Below are 15,047 nucleotides of genomic sequence, written 5' to 3' on the forward strand. Positions count from 1 at the left end.
GTCGCAATGGCATTGACGGCGGGTGTGATGACCGGTTTGAAGGCAAGGCTGGCGGGGCTCGTGGCAACAGCCCTTTTGGTGGCCACCTCTGCTGCCGCCGATGTGTTTGACCATTTCGAGGATACCGAGCGCAATATCTGCAGCAGTGTCGAGGACGCGGCCGTCTTCACCTATTTCAAGGACAGCTATTACGATCTCGACAAGCACCTGCTCGCCGTCACCGGCGGCAGCCGCTATGACCGGCTTGTGGCCTTGCCGCAGGACAAGCAGGTGGAGCGCCTCGCGTTCGATCATGACCGCGTGAAAGGCCTGATCCTGCGCATGGGGCGGCTGTTTCCGCGCATGGAGCGACCGCTCGATATCCCGCCGATGATCAAACAACTGAAGGACGGCGCAATCTGGCAGCCGCTTTCGGATCATCACACTGAGATCCTGAGGGTGGCACTCACCCGGCTGCTGATGCAGGCCGAAGACGGGGCCGCCGCCAAGATGGCGGCCTTCCTGAAGGCTTTCGACACTTACGAGAACAAGCTTCTGGAAGTGAAAGGTGACGGCGTCACTTCGGACGACGCCCAAAAGCTCTCTTTCATGCAGGGAGAGGTCGCGAGCCGCTATCGCGACAGCCTGCGCTTCTTCGCAAAAGAAGTGATCTTTGCGGACGATTTCAGGGAAAAGCTGGCGGCAGGCGTGCAAGAGGCGTGCGCTGGGAAGGCCGAAGAGAAAGAATGATCGATGGTATTTGAGAACGAGCTGGATGACGAAGCCATCGAGGCCATCATCGCGGGCGATTCACATGAGGATCGCTGTATGCTGCCGGTCTGGCTGTCGCTCGATCCGCCTGAAGGTGTGGATGTTGAGGCTGTCTGCGTGCGGTTGGCGCATCATGAGCATCCGAATGTGCGGGGCAATGCGATCATGGGGTTTGGCCATCTGGCGCGGGTAACGGGGGAGCTGAACAGGGCGGTCGTGGTGCCGCTGGTGCAGGCGGCCCTGAAGGACGAAGACGCCTATGTGCGCGGGCACGCGGATGACGCCGCAAGCGATATCCAGCATTTTCTGGGCTGGAAGATAAAGCGCTAGTCGCTGACGAAGGTTTTCAACACTTCATCGGCAAGCGAGGCGAGGTCCAGGGGGCCATCCTCTCGCATCCAGTGGCGGCTCCAGGCGAGCGCACCGCGGATCAGTTGCCGGGCGATACGGGGGTTGTTGCGGAGGCGCCCTTTGACCCCGAGCGCATCCAGTGTATCGCGCCATGCGCGCTCGTAGGCGCCATCCCTGAGCTTCAGGATCGCCGCGCGGTGTTCCGTGTCGAGGCTCCGCCATTCATCAACGAGCACATAGGCCGCGTGGCCATCCTCCCGGTGGATGGCGCTGAGCTCCGCGATCATCAGCGCGCGTAGCGCCCCACGCGGGTCATCCACACCTTCCGTGGCCGCAACCGCCGCTTCCCCCATCGCCTGAGTCGTTGCCGCCATCGCTGTAAAAAGGATTTCCTGCTTCGATTTGAAGTGATGGAACAGGCTGCCGGAAAGGATTCCGGCGCGCTCGGCAATATCCCTCACCGTCGTGCGCTCATAGCCCCGTTCATAAAAAAGATCGACAGCAACCGCTAGAATCCGGGCTTTCGCCGGGCTGATGGGGCCAAGCGGAAGGGAGGGCAGGTCGGTCGTGGCAAGGGCTTCACTCATGCCGCCAGACTAGCCGGTTGTGCAGTAGTTGACAACCAAGCGCTTGCTTGTTTTTATGGAAATGCTTTCGGGAGGGGAACCATGAGCGACTATCGGTCTATCTATCGCTCGGACTTGTTTGCCGGGCGCCGCGTGATTGTCACCGGCGGCGGCAGTGGCATCGGGCGCTGCACGGCGCATGAACTGGCCGCCCTCGGCGCTGACGTGATCGTCACCGGCCGTAAGGTTGAAAAGCTTGAAAAGGTGGTCGCTGAAATCGCGGCTGATGGTGGCAAAGCAAGCCATCGCGCCTTCGATATCCGCGACGAGGGCGCGGTGCGCGACGGGATCGATGCCATCCTGAAGGATGGGGCTGTTACCGGGCTCGTCAACAATGCTGGCGGGCAGTTTCCGGCGCCCTTGGAGAAAATATCGACAAACGGGTTCGAGACCGTGCTGCGCACCAATGTCGTCGGTGCCTTCAATGTCTCGCGCGAACTTGTCACCCAATCGATGAAGGACACGGGCGGTGCCATCGTCAATATCACCGCCGATTTCTGGTCCGGCATGCCGACGATGGGCCATTCGGGCGCCGCGCGCGCGGCGTGCGATAACCTCACCAAAACGGCAGCGGTGGAGTGGGGCCGTTTCGGCATCCGGGTAAACAGCGTGGCGCCCGGCTGGGTGGCCTCGTCGGGTTTCGACACCTACACCGACCCCGGCGTGAAGGCGGTGCTGCCGCAGCTCAAGAATTTCGTGCCGCTAGGTCGGATCGCGACAGAGGCCGAGATTTCGAGCGCGATTGTCTTTCTGCTCTCCGAAGGGGCGAATTTCATCTCTGGCGCCAGCCTTCGCGTCGATGGGGGTGGCAGCCTCTTCAGCCCCATGTTCCCGCCGCAGCCCGCGAAGAATAGCGAGAGCTATCAGGGCTTCCACCGCTACACGCCGCCCAAAGCACTGAAAGGCTGAAATCGTGCCCGCCATCGTCTCCGCCATCGATCCGGCTTCCGAAAGCTTCAAGGCAAACGCCGCCGCCATGCAGGCGGAACTGGATATGATCGCCGGGATCGAAGCGAAGAAGGCAGCCGCGCAGGAAAAGGCGCGGCCGCTTTTCGAGAAGCGCGGCAAGCTGCTCCCTAAGGAGCGCCTGGCACTTCTCCTTGATCCGGGCTCACCGTTCTTGGAGCTCGCCTCGCTTGCGGGATACCTGATGTATGACGACAAGGACGGCTCGGGCGCGGGCGGCTCCATCGCCGGGATTGGCTATGTGTCGGGCAAGCGCTGCCTTGTGATCGTTTCAAACTCCGCCGTGAAGGGCGGCACGGTCGCCCCTTCGGGCCTCTGGAAAAGCTTGCGGCTCCAGAATATCGCGCTTGAAAACAAGCTGCCGGTTGTCGGCCTCATGGAAGGGGGCGGCGCCAACCTCAATCATGTGTCCGATATGTTTGTGGAAGGTGCGCGGTCCTTTGCCAATCAGGCGAGGCTGTCTGCTGCCGGAATCCCGCAGATCACGGTGGTGCATGGCAGCTCCACGGCGGGCGGGGCGTACCAGCCGGGGTTATCCGATTATGTCATCATGGTGCGGGGCGGTTCGAAGGTCTTCCTCGCCGGTCCCCCGCTCCTCAAGGCTGCGACGGGCGAGATTGCAACAGACGAGGAACTGGGCGGCGCCGAGCTGCATGCCGAAGTTACCGGCAGTGCCGATTACCTGGCCGAAAACGACGCTGATGGCATTCGTTACGCTCGCGAAATAATGGCAAAGCTGCAGTGGAAAAATGGCCCGGTGCCCGAGGGCTTCGATGAACCCCTGTATGCAGCGGACGAACTCGTCGGTGTGGTGCCGGCGGAGGCGAAAACGCCCTATGACGTGCGCGAGGTGATCGCGCGGCTCGTGGATGGTTCCGACTTCCTCGATTTCAAGCCTGATTATGACGGGCAAACCGTGTGTGGGCACGCCGCCATCGAAGGGCAGACCATCGGCATCATCGGCAACAACGGCCCGATCACGCCCAAGGGTGCCACCAAGGCTGCGCAGTTCGTGCAACTGGCCGATCAGGCCGGAATTCCGCTCTTGTTCCTGCATAACACCACGGGCTTCATGGTGGGCAGGCAGGCGGAAGCGGATGGCGTGATCAAGCATGGCTCGAAGCTCATTCAGGCGGTGACGAATGCCCGCGTGCCGCGCATCTCCATCCATATCGGCGGCAGTTATGGGGCCGGCAATTATGCCATGTGTGGGCGTGGTGTGGACCCGCGCTTCGTCTTCTCGTGGCCCAATGTGCGGACCGCCGTGATGGGCGGGGCGCAGGCCGGGATGGTCCTCAAGATCGTCGCGCTTGAAAAGGCTGCGCGCGAGGGGATCGAGCCCCAGATCGAAATGGTTGAAGCGATGGAAAAGGCCACGGCCGAGCAGATGGACGCCCGCTCCACCGCCCTTTATGGCAGCGCCCGGCTTTGGGATGACGGCATCATCGACCCGCGCGATACCCGCCGTGTGCTCGCTTTCATCCTTGATATCTGCCGCGATGCGGATGCGCGCGTCACCCGCCCCAACACCTTCGGCGTTGGCCGTTTCTGACAAAGGAGAGACCCCGTGCTTTTCACCGACCAGCATAACGAGCTTCGCCGCACCGTCGCCCGCTTCGTGGAAGAGGAAGTGAACCCCCATGTGGATGAATGGGAAGAAGCCGGCATCTTCCCCGCGCACGAGCTGTTCAAGAAGATGGGTAACCTTGGCCTTCTCGGTATCTCGAAGCCCGAAGAATATGGCGGCCTCGGGCTCGATTATAGCTACGAGATGGTGCTCGCCGAGGAACTCGGCGGGATCCGCTGCGGCGGGGTGCCGATGGGCATCAGTGTGCAGACGAATATGGCGACGCCCGCCCTCGCCCGCTTCGGGTCGGATGACCTGCGCGCCGAATTCCTCGCCCCCGCCATCGCGGGCGATATGGTCGCCTCGATTGCGGTTTCCGAACCCCATGCTGGGTCGGATGTGGCCGCGATCCGCACCAAGGCGGTCAGGGACGGCGACGATTATGTGATCAGCGGCACCAAGATGTGGATCACCAATTCGACACAGGCCGATTTCCTGTGCCTCTTGGCCAACACGGGCGACGCACCCGCGCACAAGAACAAGTCACTGATTGTGGTGCCAACCAAAACCAAAGGCGTCAGCTTCTCACCGCGCCTCAACAAGCTTGGCATGCGCTCGTCCGATACTGCCCAGATATTCCTTGACGAGGTGCGCGTGCCGGCGCGCTACCTGATCGGTAGGGAAGGCGACGGCTTCCGCATGCAGATGATGCAGTTCCAGGAAGAGCGGCTTTGTGCCGCGATGCTGGGGCCCAAGGGCATGGAACGCTCGATCCAGCTGACCATCGATTACGCCCGCGAGCGCGAGATGTTCGGCAGCACGGTGCTGGATAATCAGGTCGTCCAGTACCGCCTCGCCGAGCTTGCAACCGAGGTGGAAGCCCTCCGTTCGCTCATCTACCGGGCCACGGAAGAATATATCAACGGCGTCGATGTCACCCGGCTTGCCTCGATGGCAAAGCTGAAGGCCGGGCGGCTCGCCCGCGAGGTATCGGACGCCTGCCTCCAGTATTGGGGTGGCATGGGCTTCATGTGGGATAACCCGATTGCGCGCAGCTACCGCGACAGCCGCCTGTCTTCGATCGGCGGCGGGTCGGACGAAACCATGCTGCGTATCCTGTCTAAAATCATGGGCATGGATAAATCGAAGGGGCTTTGACGCCATGATCGAAGAGAGCCTTGAACGCGGCGTCCTCACCCTCTGGCTCGCCCGGCCCGAGGCGCGCAATGCGCTGACCGCCGAGATGGTTGACGGCCTGATGGACGGCCTGAAGGCTGCCGCCGATGATGCCGCGGTGCGGGTCGTGGTGATCCGTGGGCGGGGTGGGTTCCTTTCGGCAGGGGCTGACCTGAAGGGCATGGGTGCGGGGGGCAAGGGTGGCGTCATCACGGCCAATCGCCGCTTCGGGCAAATGGTGGAGGCCGCCGAACGGTTCCCCAAACCGCTCGTCGTGGTGGCCGAAGGGGCGGCCCTCGGCGGAGGCTTCGGCCTTCTGTGTGCCGCCGATGTGGCGATTGCCGAAGCAGGCTGCAAGTTTGGCATGCCGGAGGTTACCCGCGGCCTGATCCCGGCCCAGATCGCACCCTTCGTGGTGGCCCGTATCGGCCATACCCAAGCCCGGCGGCTGGCGCTGACGGGCGAGATGATCGACGGCGCCGAGGCCGAACGGCTGGGACTTGTCCATCATGTGGAAACAGGCGCAGAGGCCGTCGAAGCGCGGCTTGCCAAGGTGCTGGCACTGCTGCTGGGGGCAGCGCCGGGTGCCACCTTCGTCACGAAAGCCCTTCTCGCCCAAATGGCGGTGCAGGTGGATGCGGCGATGCTGGACCGCGCGGCGCTCCTGTTCACCGAGGCAGCGATGAGCGCGGAAGGGGCGGAGGGCATGAGGGCCTTTGCCGAGAAGCGCAAGCCAAGCTGGGCTGAGGAGGACGCATGATCCGCCGCCTTCTCATCGCCAACCGGGGCGAGATTGCGGTCCGTATCATTCGCACGGCCAAGGCCATGGGGATCGAAACGGTTGCTGTCTATTCGGAAGCTGACCGGGGCGCCCTGCATGCCCGCCTGGCAGACCGCGCGGTCTGCATCGGTGCGGCACCGGCGGCGCAATCCTACCTGAATATCGAAGCGGTCATGAAGGCCGCTGCAGACACCGGCGCCGATGCCATCCATCCGGGTTATGGCTTCCTGTCGGAAAACGCGACCTTCGCCGAGGCGGTGGAAGACGCCGGCCTCATCTTCGTGGGGCCGACGGCGGATGTGATTGAAAAGATGGGTGACAAGCGGGAGGCGCGGCTGATTGCGGCCGCTGCCGGTGTGCCCTGTGTGCCGGGATATGACGGCGACGATCGTTCGGACGCGCGCCTGAAGGCCGAGGCCGAACGGATCGGCATTCCGCTGATGATCAAGGCAACGGCAGGCGGTGGCGGCAGGGGGCTCCGTAAAGTTATGAGCCTTGCTGATTTTGACGCCGCGCTGGCATCGGCCCGGCGGGAAGCGGGGGCCGCCTTCGGGTCGGTCGATGTGCTCCTTGAGCGCGTCATCGCCCCCGCCCGCCATGTGGAAGTGCAGGTATTCGGCGATGCCCATGGCCATGTCATCCATCTGGGTGAACGCGACTGCTCGGCCCAGCGCCGCCACCAGAAGGTGATCGAGGAAGCCCCCTGCAGTACGATCAACGCCGGAACACGCGCGCAGCTCCATACGGCGGCGGTCGAGCTGGCGAAGGCGGTGGGCTACCGCGGTGCCGGCACGGTCGAATTTCTGGTCGGGCCATCGGGCGATATCTTCTTCCTCGAGATGAACACCCGCCTGCAGGTGGAGCATCCGGTGACGGAGATGATCACAGGGCTTGATCTGGTGGCACTGCAGCTTCGCGTGGCGGCAGGCGAGCTGCTCGGGCTTTTGCAGGAGGATATCACCTTCGCCGGTCACGCCATCGAAGCGCGCCTTTATGCGGAAGACCCCGCTGCCGGTTTCCTGCCGCAGACGGGCAAGCTTGAACGGTTCGAGCTTGCAGCATTTTCGGGCCGGGTCGATAGCGGGTTCGAGGACGGCGACGGCGTCAGTTCCTTCTATGATCCGATGCTTGCCAAGGTTATCGCGCACGGGCGTACTCGTGCCGAGGCAATCCGGAACCTTGCAGCTTTGGTGCGCGCATCGACCGTCGCCGGGGTCACCACCAACAAGGCTTACCTTCTGGACATTCTGGCAAGCGAAGCTTTCACGAGCGCCACACACCACACCGGCACGCTGGATGAAAATCCATACCAGCCAGAAAGTTATGGCGAGGCAGAAGCTGCACTTGCTGCAGCCCTCCGGCTTTATGCTGCGCTTGAAGGGGCGCCCATGCGGTCGCTTGCCGGCTGGCGGACGCTGCATCATGTGCCTGAGCGGCGCGCGATTGAACTGGGCGGCAAACGCTATCCCTTCACCCTCACTTCGGCGCGCCGCGATGGTGGCTGGTGCATCACCGTGACGGGCGCCGAGGCGCAGCATGATTTCGATCTCACCGGCCTTTCATGTGCAGCAATTTCGGGCGACACGATCTGGATCGACACGCCGGCAGGTCACATCATCGCCCGCGACGTGACGCTCGCGCCGCCAGAGAAAACATCGAAAGCGGGCAATGGTCGTCTCACCGCCCCGATGGACGGGCAGGTGGTGGCGGTGGCCGTGAAGGCCGGCGACCGGGTGAAGGCGGGTGACCTCGTTTGCACCATCGAAGCCATGAAGATGGAACACAGTGTGAAGGCCGATATGGACGGCACGATTGCCGAACTGACCGCCGCGCCCGGCACCCAGGTGAAGGGCCGCGCCCTCCTCGCCCGCATCGAACCCGCCTGCACCCAATCCGAAGGAGACTGACATGCTCGCTGCCGACAAGGTGATCCTCACCTGCGCGCTTACCGGCGTACTGACCGACCCGACGGAGCATCATGTGCCGGTCACCCCCGCCCAGATGGCGGCAGAAGCGAAACGCGCTTTCGATGAAGGCGCCACCATCATGCATTGCCATTACCGGCAGCAAGCGCCGGGCAAAGGGCATCTCCCGAGCTGGGACGGGGCTTTGGCGCACGAGATCAACGAGGCGATCCGCGCAGCCTGCCCGGGCGTGGTGATCAATATGACGACCGGTGTGGTCGGCCGCGAGCAGGGCGATGTGCTGAAGTATCTGGCACATTGCAAGCCCGAGATGGCGGCCCTGAATGCCGGTTCGCTGAATTATCTGAAAACGCGGCGGGATGGCAGCTGGGCCTGGCCGCCGATGGTGTTTCTGAACCCGGTCGACAAGGTTGCCGAAATGCTCACCATCATGAAGGCGAACGATATTGTGCCCGAGTTCGAATGTTTCGACGTGGGTATCGTCCGGTCGGTGGGGCTGTACCGCGAAAACGGGATGGTGGGCCACGCCGACTATAATTTCGTCATGGGGGTGGCTTCCGGCATGCCGTGCGACGCCGACCTGTTGCCGCTACTTGTGAAATACAAGGGCGGCGACTATCCGTGGCAGGCCACGCTCATCGGCCGGCAGGATGTGTGGCCGGTGCACCAGCGCGTGGCCGAACTTGGCGGTAACCTGCGCACGGGGCTCGAGGATTGCTTCTATTTGCCGGATGGCACCAAGGCGACTTCGAACGGTCAGATGATCGCTGCACTGGCGGGTGTTGCGCGGAAGGCGGGGCGCAGTATCACGAGCCCCGAAGAAACCCGCGCCGCGCTTACGGCCATGGCATGGAGCTGACATCATGATCCGCACTGACCTCAGGGCCTTTGGCTTCACCGACGATCACCAGCAGCTTTACGACACCACGTTTCGCTATGCGCAATCGGAGCTGCATCCCCTATTGGCCCGCATGGATGACGATGACTGGTTCCCCGAAGACGCCTACAAGGCGCTGAAGAATGTGGGGCTCCTTGGCCTCACCATCCCTGAAAAGTTCGGGGGCGCGGGGCTCGATTTCGTGTCGTCGGCGCTGATCGCAGAAGCCATGAGTTACTGGAACCATTGTTTCTCGGCCAGTTGGGGGGCGAGCGAGAATCTTTGCATCAACAACATCGTCAGGAACGCGAGCGAAGAGCAGAAGGCAAAATATCTGCCGCGCTTCGTGGAAGGTGCCATCGGCGCCCTCGGCCTCACCGAACCCGGCGCGGGGTCGGACGCGCTCGGCTCCATGGCGACAACGGCGAAAAAGGTGGGTGACACCTATGTGCTGAACGGCCGCAAGATGTTCATCACCAATGGCCCGGTGGCCGATATTCTGCTGGTTTACGCCAAAACCGATCCGTCCGCCGGGCCGCACGGCATTTCGGCCTTCATCGTCGAGAAGGACACGCCCGGCTTTTCGGTTGCCCAGAAGCTCGACAAGATGGGCTGGCGCGGCAGTCCGACCGGCGAATTGGTGTTCGAGGACTGCGTGGTGCCGGCGGCCAATCTGGTGGGCGGCGAAAATCGCGGCGTGGCAGTGGTGATGAGCGGCCTGAATATCGAGCGCTCGTTCCTGTGTTCGTCGTCCGTCGGGATCGCCGCCCGCGCGCTGGACCTCACCATCGATTACGCGAAGGAGCGCCGCCAGTTCGGCAAGCCCATCGCCGGCTTCCAGCTCATTCAGGGCATTATCGCCGACATGTATACTGACCTCGAGACCTTCAGGGCCATCAGCTATCAGGTGATGAAGGAAATCAACGACCTTGAAACCGGTGGCGGCGGCCGGGGGCAGGTGCATCTGCGCACCGCCATGAACGCGCTATACACCGGCCGGGCCGTGATGCGCATTCTGGATGGTGCCGTGCAGGTGCATGGCGGCATGGGCTTCATGCGCGAGACGGAAGTGAACCGGCTGTATAGGAGCGGCAAGATACTGGAGATCGGCGCAGGCACCAATCAGGTGCGCCAGACGATCATTGCGGGCGAGCTCCTGAAGTAATCAGTCGGCGGGGATCTGGTCGCCGACGATATCCTTGTAGGGCCTCACATAGGGCGCGGTCGCAAGTGCGATGGTGCCTTTCTCGCGGGCGGCGATGATACAGCCGTTGAAGCGGGTTGCCTTCGCCTGATCGCGAAACATCATGCGGTCGCCTATCGTCGGGAAAAGCCGAACGAAGCTCATGGCCGGCCAATGGGTATCGCCATAGCGGGCGCCAGTGTTGCGGGTGCGGTCCATATAATCGATCGCGAAGATGAGCCCGTCGGTGAGGAAGACATCGACATCCCCGTTGACGAGCGCCTGCGTGGTGGCGAAGCCTGAAGGCGCTTCCCAATAGCTTTTCATCGTTGGCATCACACGGGCGAGCGAGGGGAACATCCGGGTCGCCCCGCCGAAGCCGAGGACGCGGAGGCCCGCGAGGTCTTCTGTCGTCCTGATCCTGAGCTGCCGGTCGGCCCGGAAAGCCACGCCGTTTGCCTGATGAATGAAGGCTTCGGTGCGATGCCCGGTGAGATCTGCGCTATCCCAGACAATCGCAACAGCATCGAAGCTTTCGTCATCTTCATACGCGAGCCAGTGCTGACCCCAGCGGTGCAGCACATAATCGGGCGTCATCCCGCATTCGTTGAAAATCGCATCAAGGGCTGCACGACTGCGGCCTTTTCCGTCCGAATCGAAATGGCCGGAAAGGATCGGCGCGGCAACCTTGATATCCCGAGCCTCAGCCAGCGCCGGCCAGAAGGCCAGCCCGAACAGGATCAATGTGTTACAGAGCCATCTCTTCATGCCATCCACGGTAGTCCCGGTCTGCCCCATTGACAATAATCATTGGCAATTGACTGATGGTTCGACATGATTGGAACACTGGTCCATCTCGGGAAAAGGGGGCTATGTGCGCATTTTCAGGTCCTTGATCAATGACCTGCCGATTCGCTATTTCGTACCGCTCGGCTTTCTGGTGGCCGCGCTGGTTGCGTTTGGCGTCTATATCGGTATCGCGCTGCCCGAGGCAGAGGACAAAGCCTTCGAGCTGACGGAAGCGGAATTCTATTCGCGGCTTGAAGACATGCAGGGGCGTTACAATTCGCTGCTCGCACAGGGCAATACCCTCGCGCTCAACCAGGATATCTTCATCCTCGCCAACAAGCCCGGGGTTTTGGGGCTCGCCCTTGTCGATCAGGATATGAGGGTGCGCCTTGCCAGCAATTCTTCCTATGAGGGGCGCCCGGCGAGCGAACTGCCCTTTCTGGTGGACCCGGCGCTGGTGAAGCGGGCGCTCTTGACCGGGCAGCAGGTCAGCAATCGGGATGAAAAAAGCGGAAGGCTGACCGGTTATGCAGGGCTTGGCTTTGTCGAAAGCGGGCAGATGACCCAGCTCTGCATCGTTTATGTGCTGAGCGCCGATGAAATCCGCCGCAATTTCCAGTCGGTCGCCGAACGCCCCATAACCATACTCGCAGTGACGCTGCTTCTGATCGCCGTTGGCGTTGCCGGGCTATTGTCCTGGAAAGTGGAACGACGCGTCAGCCAGCTTCTGAAAGCTGCGCGCAGTCTCGGGGAAGGCAAGTCCGGCCCGCTTGACCTCAATGTCCGCGGCACCGACGAATTCGGCCAGCTTGCAACTCTTGTCCGGGAGGCATCCGAAAAGCTCGAAGCCAGCCGACAGAGCCTTCGCGAGGCGGTTTCTGAGGCGCAGCGCGCCAATACCGCCAAATCGGCCTTCCTGTCGAACATGAGCCACGAAATCCGCACGCCGATGAATGGCGTGATCGGGGGCCTCAGCCTGTTGCAAAGTTCGAAGGACCCGGCCGAACGAGGTGAACTGATCGACGCGGCGCTCAGTTCTGCCCGGTCGCTCCTTGATATCATCAATGATATCCTCGACTTTTCGAAGCTGGAGGCCGCCAGGATGGACCTGCATCCGGCGCCGTTCCATCTCGGTCGGCTGTTTCAGGAAATCTACATGCTGATGCGCCATGTGGCGGCCGAGAAGCGAAACGAACTGACACTTGATATCTCGCCGGACTGCCAGACATGGATCGAGGCCGATGCCGCGCGCATCCGGCAGGTGATCAATAATCTGGTGGGCAATGCCATCAAATTCACCGAAATGGGCAAGATCAAGCTGGTTGCCCGGCTGGTGGGCGGTGACAGGCCGGTCCTGAGCGTGCGGGTGGAAGATAATGGTCCCGGTATTTCCGAGGTCGACCAGCTCAAGCTGTTCCAGCGTTTCAGTCAGGTCTCGCAGGAGGAAGGCAAGCGCGCGTCGGGCACCGGGCTGGGGCTTGCCATCTGCAAGCAGCTTGTCACCCTGATGGGCGGCGAGATCAGCGTGATCAGCAGCGTGGGCGAAGGCAGCACTTTCCTTTTCAGTATCCCGGTGCGACGCGCGAGCGAGCAGGTGGCGGGCAGCGCCGGACAACCGATCGAAAGCCCGACGGGGCTCAATATCCTTCTGGCCGAGGACATGAAGCTGAACCAGATGCTGATCGGCCGCATGCTGGAGCGCATCGGCCATACGGTGGTGGTGGCGAAAGACGGGCGCGAGGCCCTGGCAGCGCTCGACCGCGAGGGCGAGGCCGATTTCGACCTGATCCTGATGGACAACCAGATGCCGCATATCAGCGGGATCGAGGCCACACGCCTGATCCGCGCCCGCGCCGATGCCAAGGCCCGGCTGCCGATCATCGCGCTGACGGCAGGCGTGCTGCCGGAAGAACGCGAGGCCTTCTTCAAGGCAGGGATCGACGGTTTCATATCGAAGCCGGTGGAACCGGACCAGCTCCGATATGAAATAGACCGGGTGCTTACTCGGCGGCCTTGAGGCTCAGCTCTGCTGCCTTCGTGCGGGGCACGCTGCGCCACAGAAGGAGGGCGCCGAGGGCGGCAAGCGCGATATCGATGACCATAGCATCAACGAGCGGATAGTCGCGCCAGATCAACCCGTGCAGCACCGCAAGAGTGACGAGGAGGATGCCGCCGATGAGCCGCGCGCCGGTGGCGAGTGTCGGCACCTCAAGCTTCGTATAGGCGAGCGCCAGCGGCAGGATGGTCACGGCCCAGTAAACCGGCAGCGCGGGTGCGACATCCAGAAGCTCGGTCAGGGCAGCAAGGGCGAAAGCCGGGATCTGGCCCCACACAAGGATTGCCCAAGCGCGCTCCAGCCGGGGCTTGCGATAGCCCTGCGTCCGCTTGCGCGCCAGCCAGATATTGACCCCGGTCGCCACAATGAGCGTCAGCCCGCTACCGAGGAACACATAGATCAGCTTCAGGGGCAGGCCGCCATAGGTGCCGAAATGCAGGGGCGCGAGCATGCCATAGATGCGCATGCCGATACTGCCATCCGTGTAACCCGCCTTGTGGTGGAAGGTGCCGTCTGGTGCAAAGGTCCACATCTCGGCGCGCGACAGGTGGCCCGGCTCAGCCGTTGCAACATGCACCATCTGGCCGGCGGTGCCGACATGGTCATAGCCGATCCACACAATCTCGGTGCCGGGTTTGGTGCTCTCGATCGAGGCGAGCACCGCGCGAACATCGGGGAGCGGCGCCACGGTCTCCACATCTTCGGGGTGCGAGCCGAAGAGGATTTCATAAACCTTGTCCTCATCCCCGTCATAGGCCGCATAGCCGACAATGCCGATGAAAAGGCTGGCAAGGCCGAGGAGCGAACCGGTCAGCGCCACGATCAGGTGGAAGGGCAGCGCCCAAACGCCCACGCGGTTGTGGATGTCGGCATTCGTCAGCCGGTCCGATCCGCCGATGCGCAGGCGGAAGGCATCCTTGATGATGCGGCGGTGGGCAATGAGGCCCGAAAACAGGCTGGCGATCATGATGGCGCCGGCGAGTCCCACGACATAAAGGCCGAAGGGACGCGGGAGGCTCAGCTGGTAATGATGGAAGCTCATGAATTGGGTCCAGCCGGTGTTCGCCATGGGCAACAGGTTGCCCTCGGCATCAGCCTGCCACTGTTTATAGTCACCAAGGTCGGTATAGCCGGTCACCGTGATGCGCGGTTCTTCCGCACTCGGCCCCACCACATAGATGGCATGATCGAAACCTGCCTCCTTGGCGGCCACATAGGCGTTTTCCATCAGGCGTTCATGCTGGGCCGGGCTGTAGCTCGACTGGAACGGCCCCGATGGGTCTTCCCATAGGCTGAATTCGGCCACCATCACGGCGAGCGTGCCCGAGAAGCAGATGATGTAGAGAATGGCGCCAAAAAAGACCCCGAGCGCGGAATGCGCGTCGAGCATGGCCTTTGAAAGAACGGGCGTGATCGGATTCTGCATCTTCATGTCGGGTCCTTCGGCAGCAGGGAATAGGCGGTGACGCTGGCGATAATGATACTCATGTACATGCTACTGCGAAGCATACGCTTCTCGGCCATGCTGTAAAGCATGAGGACGGCCCAGAGCGTCGGGACGCTGAGGCCGGCGATCACCAGCCGTGTCTGCGGGTCGGTGGGGGCCGAGGTCGCCATCAGCACCGAAACGGCCATGGCAGCCGCGAAGGCAAGCGGCCCGCTGATCATGAAACGGGCAAAGCCCCGCCAGCGCTGGCCGGGTTCGGGTGGAGGCGGGGGCAGGATGCGTTCCTTGCGGTCGCGGTCCGGGCGGCGCTCGGCGCGCATGAGGATGCCGGCGAAGGCGACAAGCGCGCCGGTTTCAAGCGCCAGCGCAATACCGATCTCGGCGCCGAAGGTTTCGGCCCAGATGGCGGTCGATGCAGCCCAAAGGGCAATGGCGCCGGCAACACCCGCCGCCGCACGGCGACGGGCGGCCCAGGCACGGTGGGCGAGCACGAGCCCACCGGCAGAAAGGCCAAGGGCGGCAGCGATGGGGAGGATGGTTGTCAGGCTCATAT

Annotated in this window: 14 protein-coding genes; 10 read left to right on the top strand and 4 right to left on the bottom strand. The window is 62.6% G+C overall.

Annotation, left to right across the window (positions count from 1 at the left end; all coding sequences use genetic code 11):
• Positions 1-6: 6 nt before the first annotated feature.
• Positions 7-729, top strand: a complete 723-nt coding sequence (locus OU694_RS13395) for a hypothetical protein (RefSeq protein WP_308911516.1) — start codon at positions 7-9, stop codon at positions 727-729.
• A gap of 3 nt (positions 730-732) precedes the next feature.
• Positions 733-1,080, top strand: a complete 348-nt coding sequence (locus OU694_RS13400) for a hypothetical protein (RefSeq protein ID WP_308911517.1) — start codon at positions 733-735, stop codon at positions 1,078-1,080.
• On the opposite strand, the gene OU694_RS13405 is transcribed toward OU694_RS13400, so the two are convergent.
• Positions 1,077-1,688 (bottom strand): TetR/AcrR family transcriptional regulator, encoded by a 612-nt coding sequence (locus OU694_RS13405; protein WP_308911518.1) that lies wholly within the window; start codon positions 1,686-1,688, stop codon positions 1,077-1,079. The two genes, OU694_RS13400 and OU694_RS13405, sit on opposite strands and share 4 nt — an antisense overlap.
• An 81-nt stretch (positions 1,689-1,769) precedes the next feature.
• Between OU694_RS13405 and OU694_RS13410 the strand changes: the two genes are divergently transcribed.
• Genes OU694_RS13410 through OU694_RS13440 form a run of 7 tightly spaced genes read left to right on the top strand, consistent with a single transcriptional unit; the run spans position 1,770 to position 10,184 of the window.
• Positions 1,770-2,636 (top strand): SDR family oxidoreductase, encoded by an 867-nt coding sequence (locus OU694_RS13410; protein ID WP_308911519.1) that lies wholly within the window; start codon positions 1,770-1,772, stop codon positions 2,634-2,636.
• Between the two features lie 4 nt (positions 2,637-2,640).
• Positions 2,641-4,245 carry an acyl-CoA carboxylase subunit beta gene (locus tag OU694_RS13415; protein ID WP_308911520.1) on the top strand — a complete coding sequence of 535 codons (1,605 nt, stop codon included), beginning with the start codon at positions 2,641-2,643 and terminating at the stop codon, positions 4,243-4,245.
• Positions 4,246-4,260: 15 nt separating this feature from the next.
• Positions 4,261-5,418 carry an acyl-CoA dehydrogenase family protein gene (locus OU694_RS13420; RefSeq protein ID WP_308911521.1) on the top strand — a complete coding sequence of 386 codons (1,158 nt, stop codon included), beginning with the start codon at positions 4,261-4,263 and terminating at the stop codon, positions 5,416-5,418.
• A 4-nt stretch (positions 5,419-5,422) separates the two neighbouring features.
• On the top strand, positions 5,423-6,196 hold the full coding sequence (locus tag OU694_RS13425) for an enoyl-CoA hydratase-related protein (protein ID WP_308911522.1): 774 nt from the start codon (positions 5,423-5,425) through the stop codon (positions 6,194-6,196).
• Complete coding sequence (locus tag OU694_RS13430; protein ID WP_308911523.1) at positions 6,193-8,124, top strand: acetyl/propionyl/methylcrotonyl-CoA carboxylase subunit alpha; 1,932 nt, start codon at positions 6,193-6,195, stop codon at positions 8,122-8,124. Before OU694_RS13425 ends, OU694_RS13430 begins: the two co-directional genes overlap by 4 nt.
• Position 8,125: 1 nt before the next feature.
• Entirely contained in the window at positions 8,126-9,001 is an 876-nt protein-coding gene (locus tag OU694_RS13435) for a beta-keto acid cleavage family enzyme (protein ID WP_308911524.1), read from the top strand.
• Between the two features lie 4 nt (positions 9,002-9,005).
• The gene (locus tag OU694_RS13440) at positions 9,006-10,184 is read left to right on the top strand and encodes an acyl-CoA dehydrogenase family protein (protein ID WP_308911525.1); all 1,179 of its coding nucleotides are present in this window, start codon (positions 9,006-9,008) and stop codon (positions 10,182-10,184) included.
• On the opposite strand, the gene OU694_RS13445 is transcribed toward OU694_RS13440, so the two are convergent.
• Positions 10,185-10,970 (bottom strand): transporter substrate-binding domain-containing protein, encoded by a 786-nt coding sequence (locus OU694_RS13445; protein ID WP_308911526.1) that lies wholly within the window; start codon positions 10,968-10,970, stop codon positions 10,185-10,187. It lies immediately after the preceding gene.
• Positions 10,971-11,076: 106 nt separating this feature from the next.
• Here OU694_RS13445 and OU694_RS13450 point away from each other — a divergent pair, with 106 nt between their 5' ends.
• Entirely contained in the window at positions 11,077-13,008 is a 1,932-nt protein-coding gene (locus OU694_RS13450) for an ATP-binding protein (protein ID WP_308911527.1), read from the top strand.
• Here the strand turns inward: OU694_RS13450 and OU694_RS13455 are convergent.
• Both OU694_RS13455 and OU694_RS13460 read right to left on the bottom strand, forming a co-directional pair.
• Positions 12,992-14,479, bottom strand: coding sequence for a PepSY-associated TM helix domain-containing protein (locus OU694_RS13455; protein WP_308911528.1), 1,488 nt, complete (start codon positions 14,477-14,479; stop codon positions 12,992-12,994). The two genes, OU694_RS13450 and OU694_RS13455, sit on opposite strands and share 17 nt — an antisense overlap.
• The gene (locus OU694_RS13460; RefSeq protein ID WP_308911529.1) at positions 14,476-15,045 is read right to left on the bottom strand and encodes a hypothetical protein; all 570 of its coding nucleotides are present in this window, start codon (positions 15,043-15,045) and stop codon (positions 14,476-14,478) included. Before OU694_RS13460 ends, OU694_RS13455 begins: the two co-directional genes overlap by 4 nt.
• Positions 15,046-15,047: the final 2 nt, after the last annotated feature.

The organism is Pseudokordiimonas caeni (genome assembly GCF_026719705.1).
Classification (GTDB): domain Bacteria; phylum Pseudomonadota; class Alphaproteobacteria; order Sphingomonadales; family Kordiimonadaceae; genus Gimibacter; species Gimibacter caeni.

Coding starts and splice junctions, on each gene's coding strand:
- OU694_RS13395 (WP_308911516.1), top strand. CDS start 7: ATGGCATTGACGGCGGGTGTGATGACCGGTTTGAAGGCAAGGCTGGCG.
- OU694_RS13400 (WP_308911517.1), top strand. CDS start 733: ATGGTATTTGAGAACGAGCTGGATGACGAAGCCATCGAGGCCATCATC.
- OU694_RS13405 (WP_308911518.1), bottom strand. CDS start 1,688: ATGAGTGAAGCCCTTGCCACGACCGACCTGCCCTCCCTTCCGCTTGGC.
- OU694_RS13410 (WP_308911519.1), top strand. CDS start 1,770: ATGAGCGACTATCGGTCTATCTATCGCTCGGACTTGTTTGCCGGGCGC.
- OU694_RS13425 (WP_308911522.1), top strand. CDS start 5,423: ATGATCGAAGAGAGCCTTGAACGCGGCGTCCTCACCCTCTGGCTCGCC.
- OU694_RS13430 (WP_308911523.1), top strand. CDS start 6,193: ATGATCCGCCGCCTTCTCATCGCCAACCGGGGCGAGATTGCGGTCCGT.
- OU694_RS13435 (WP_308911524.1), top strand. CDS start 8,126: ATGCTCGCTGCCGACAAGGTGATCCTCACCTGCGCGCTTACCGGCGTA.
- OU694_RS13440 (WP_308911525.1), top strand. CDS start 9,006: ATGATCCGCACTGACCTCAGGGCCTTTGGCTTCACCGACGATCACCAG.
- OU694_RS13445 (WP_308911526.1), bottom strand. CDS start 10,970: ATGAAGAGATGGCTCTGTAACACATTGATCCTGTTCGGGCTGGCCTTC.
- OU694_RS13455 (WP_308911528.1), bottom strand. CDS start 14,479: ATGAAGATGCAGAATCCGATCACGCCCGTTCTTTCAAAGGCCATGCTC.
- OU694_RS13460 (WP_308911529.1), bottom strand. CDS start 15,045: ATGAGCCTGACAACCATCCTCCCCATCGCTGCCGCCCTTGGCCTTTCT.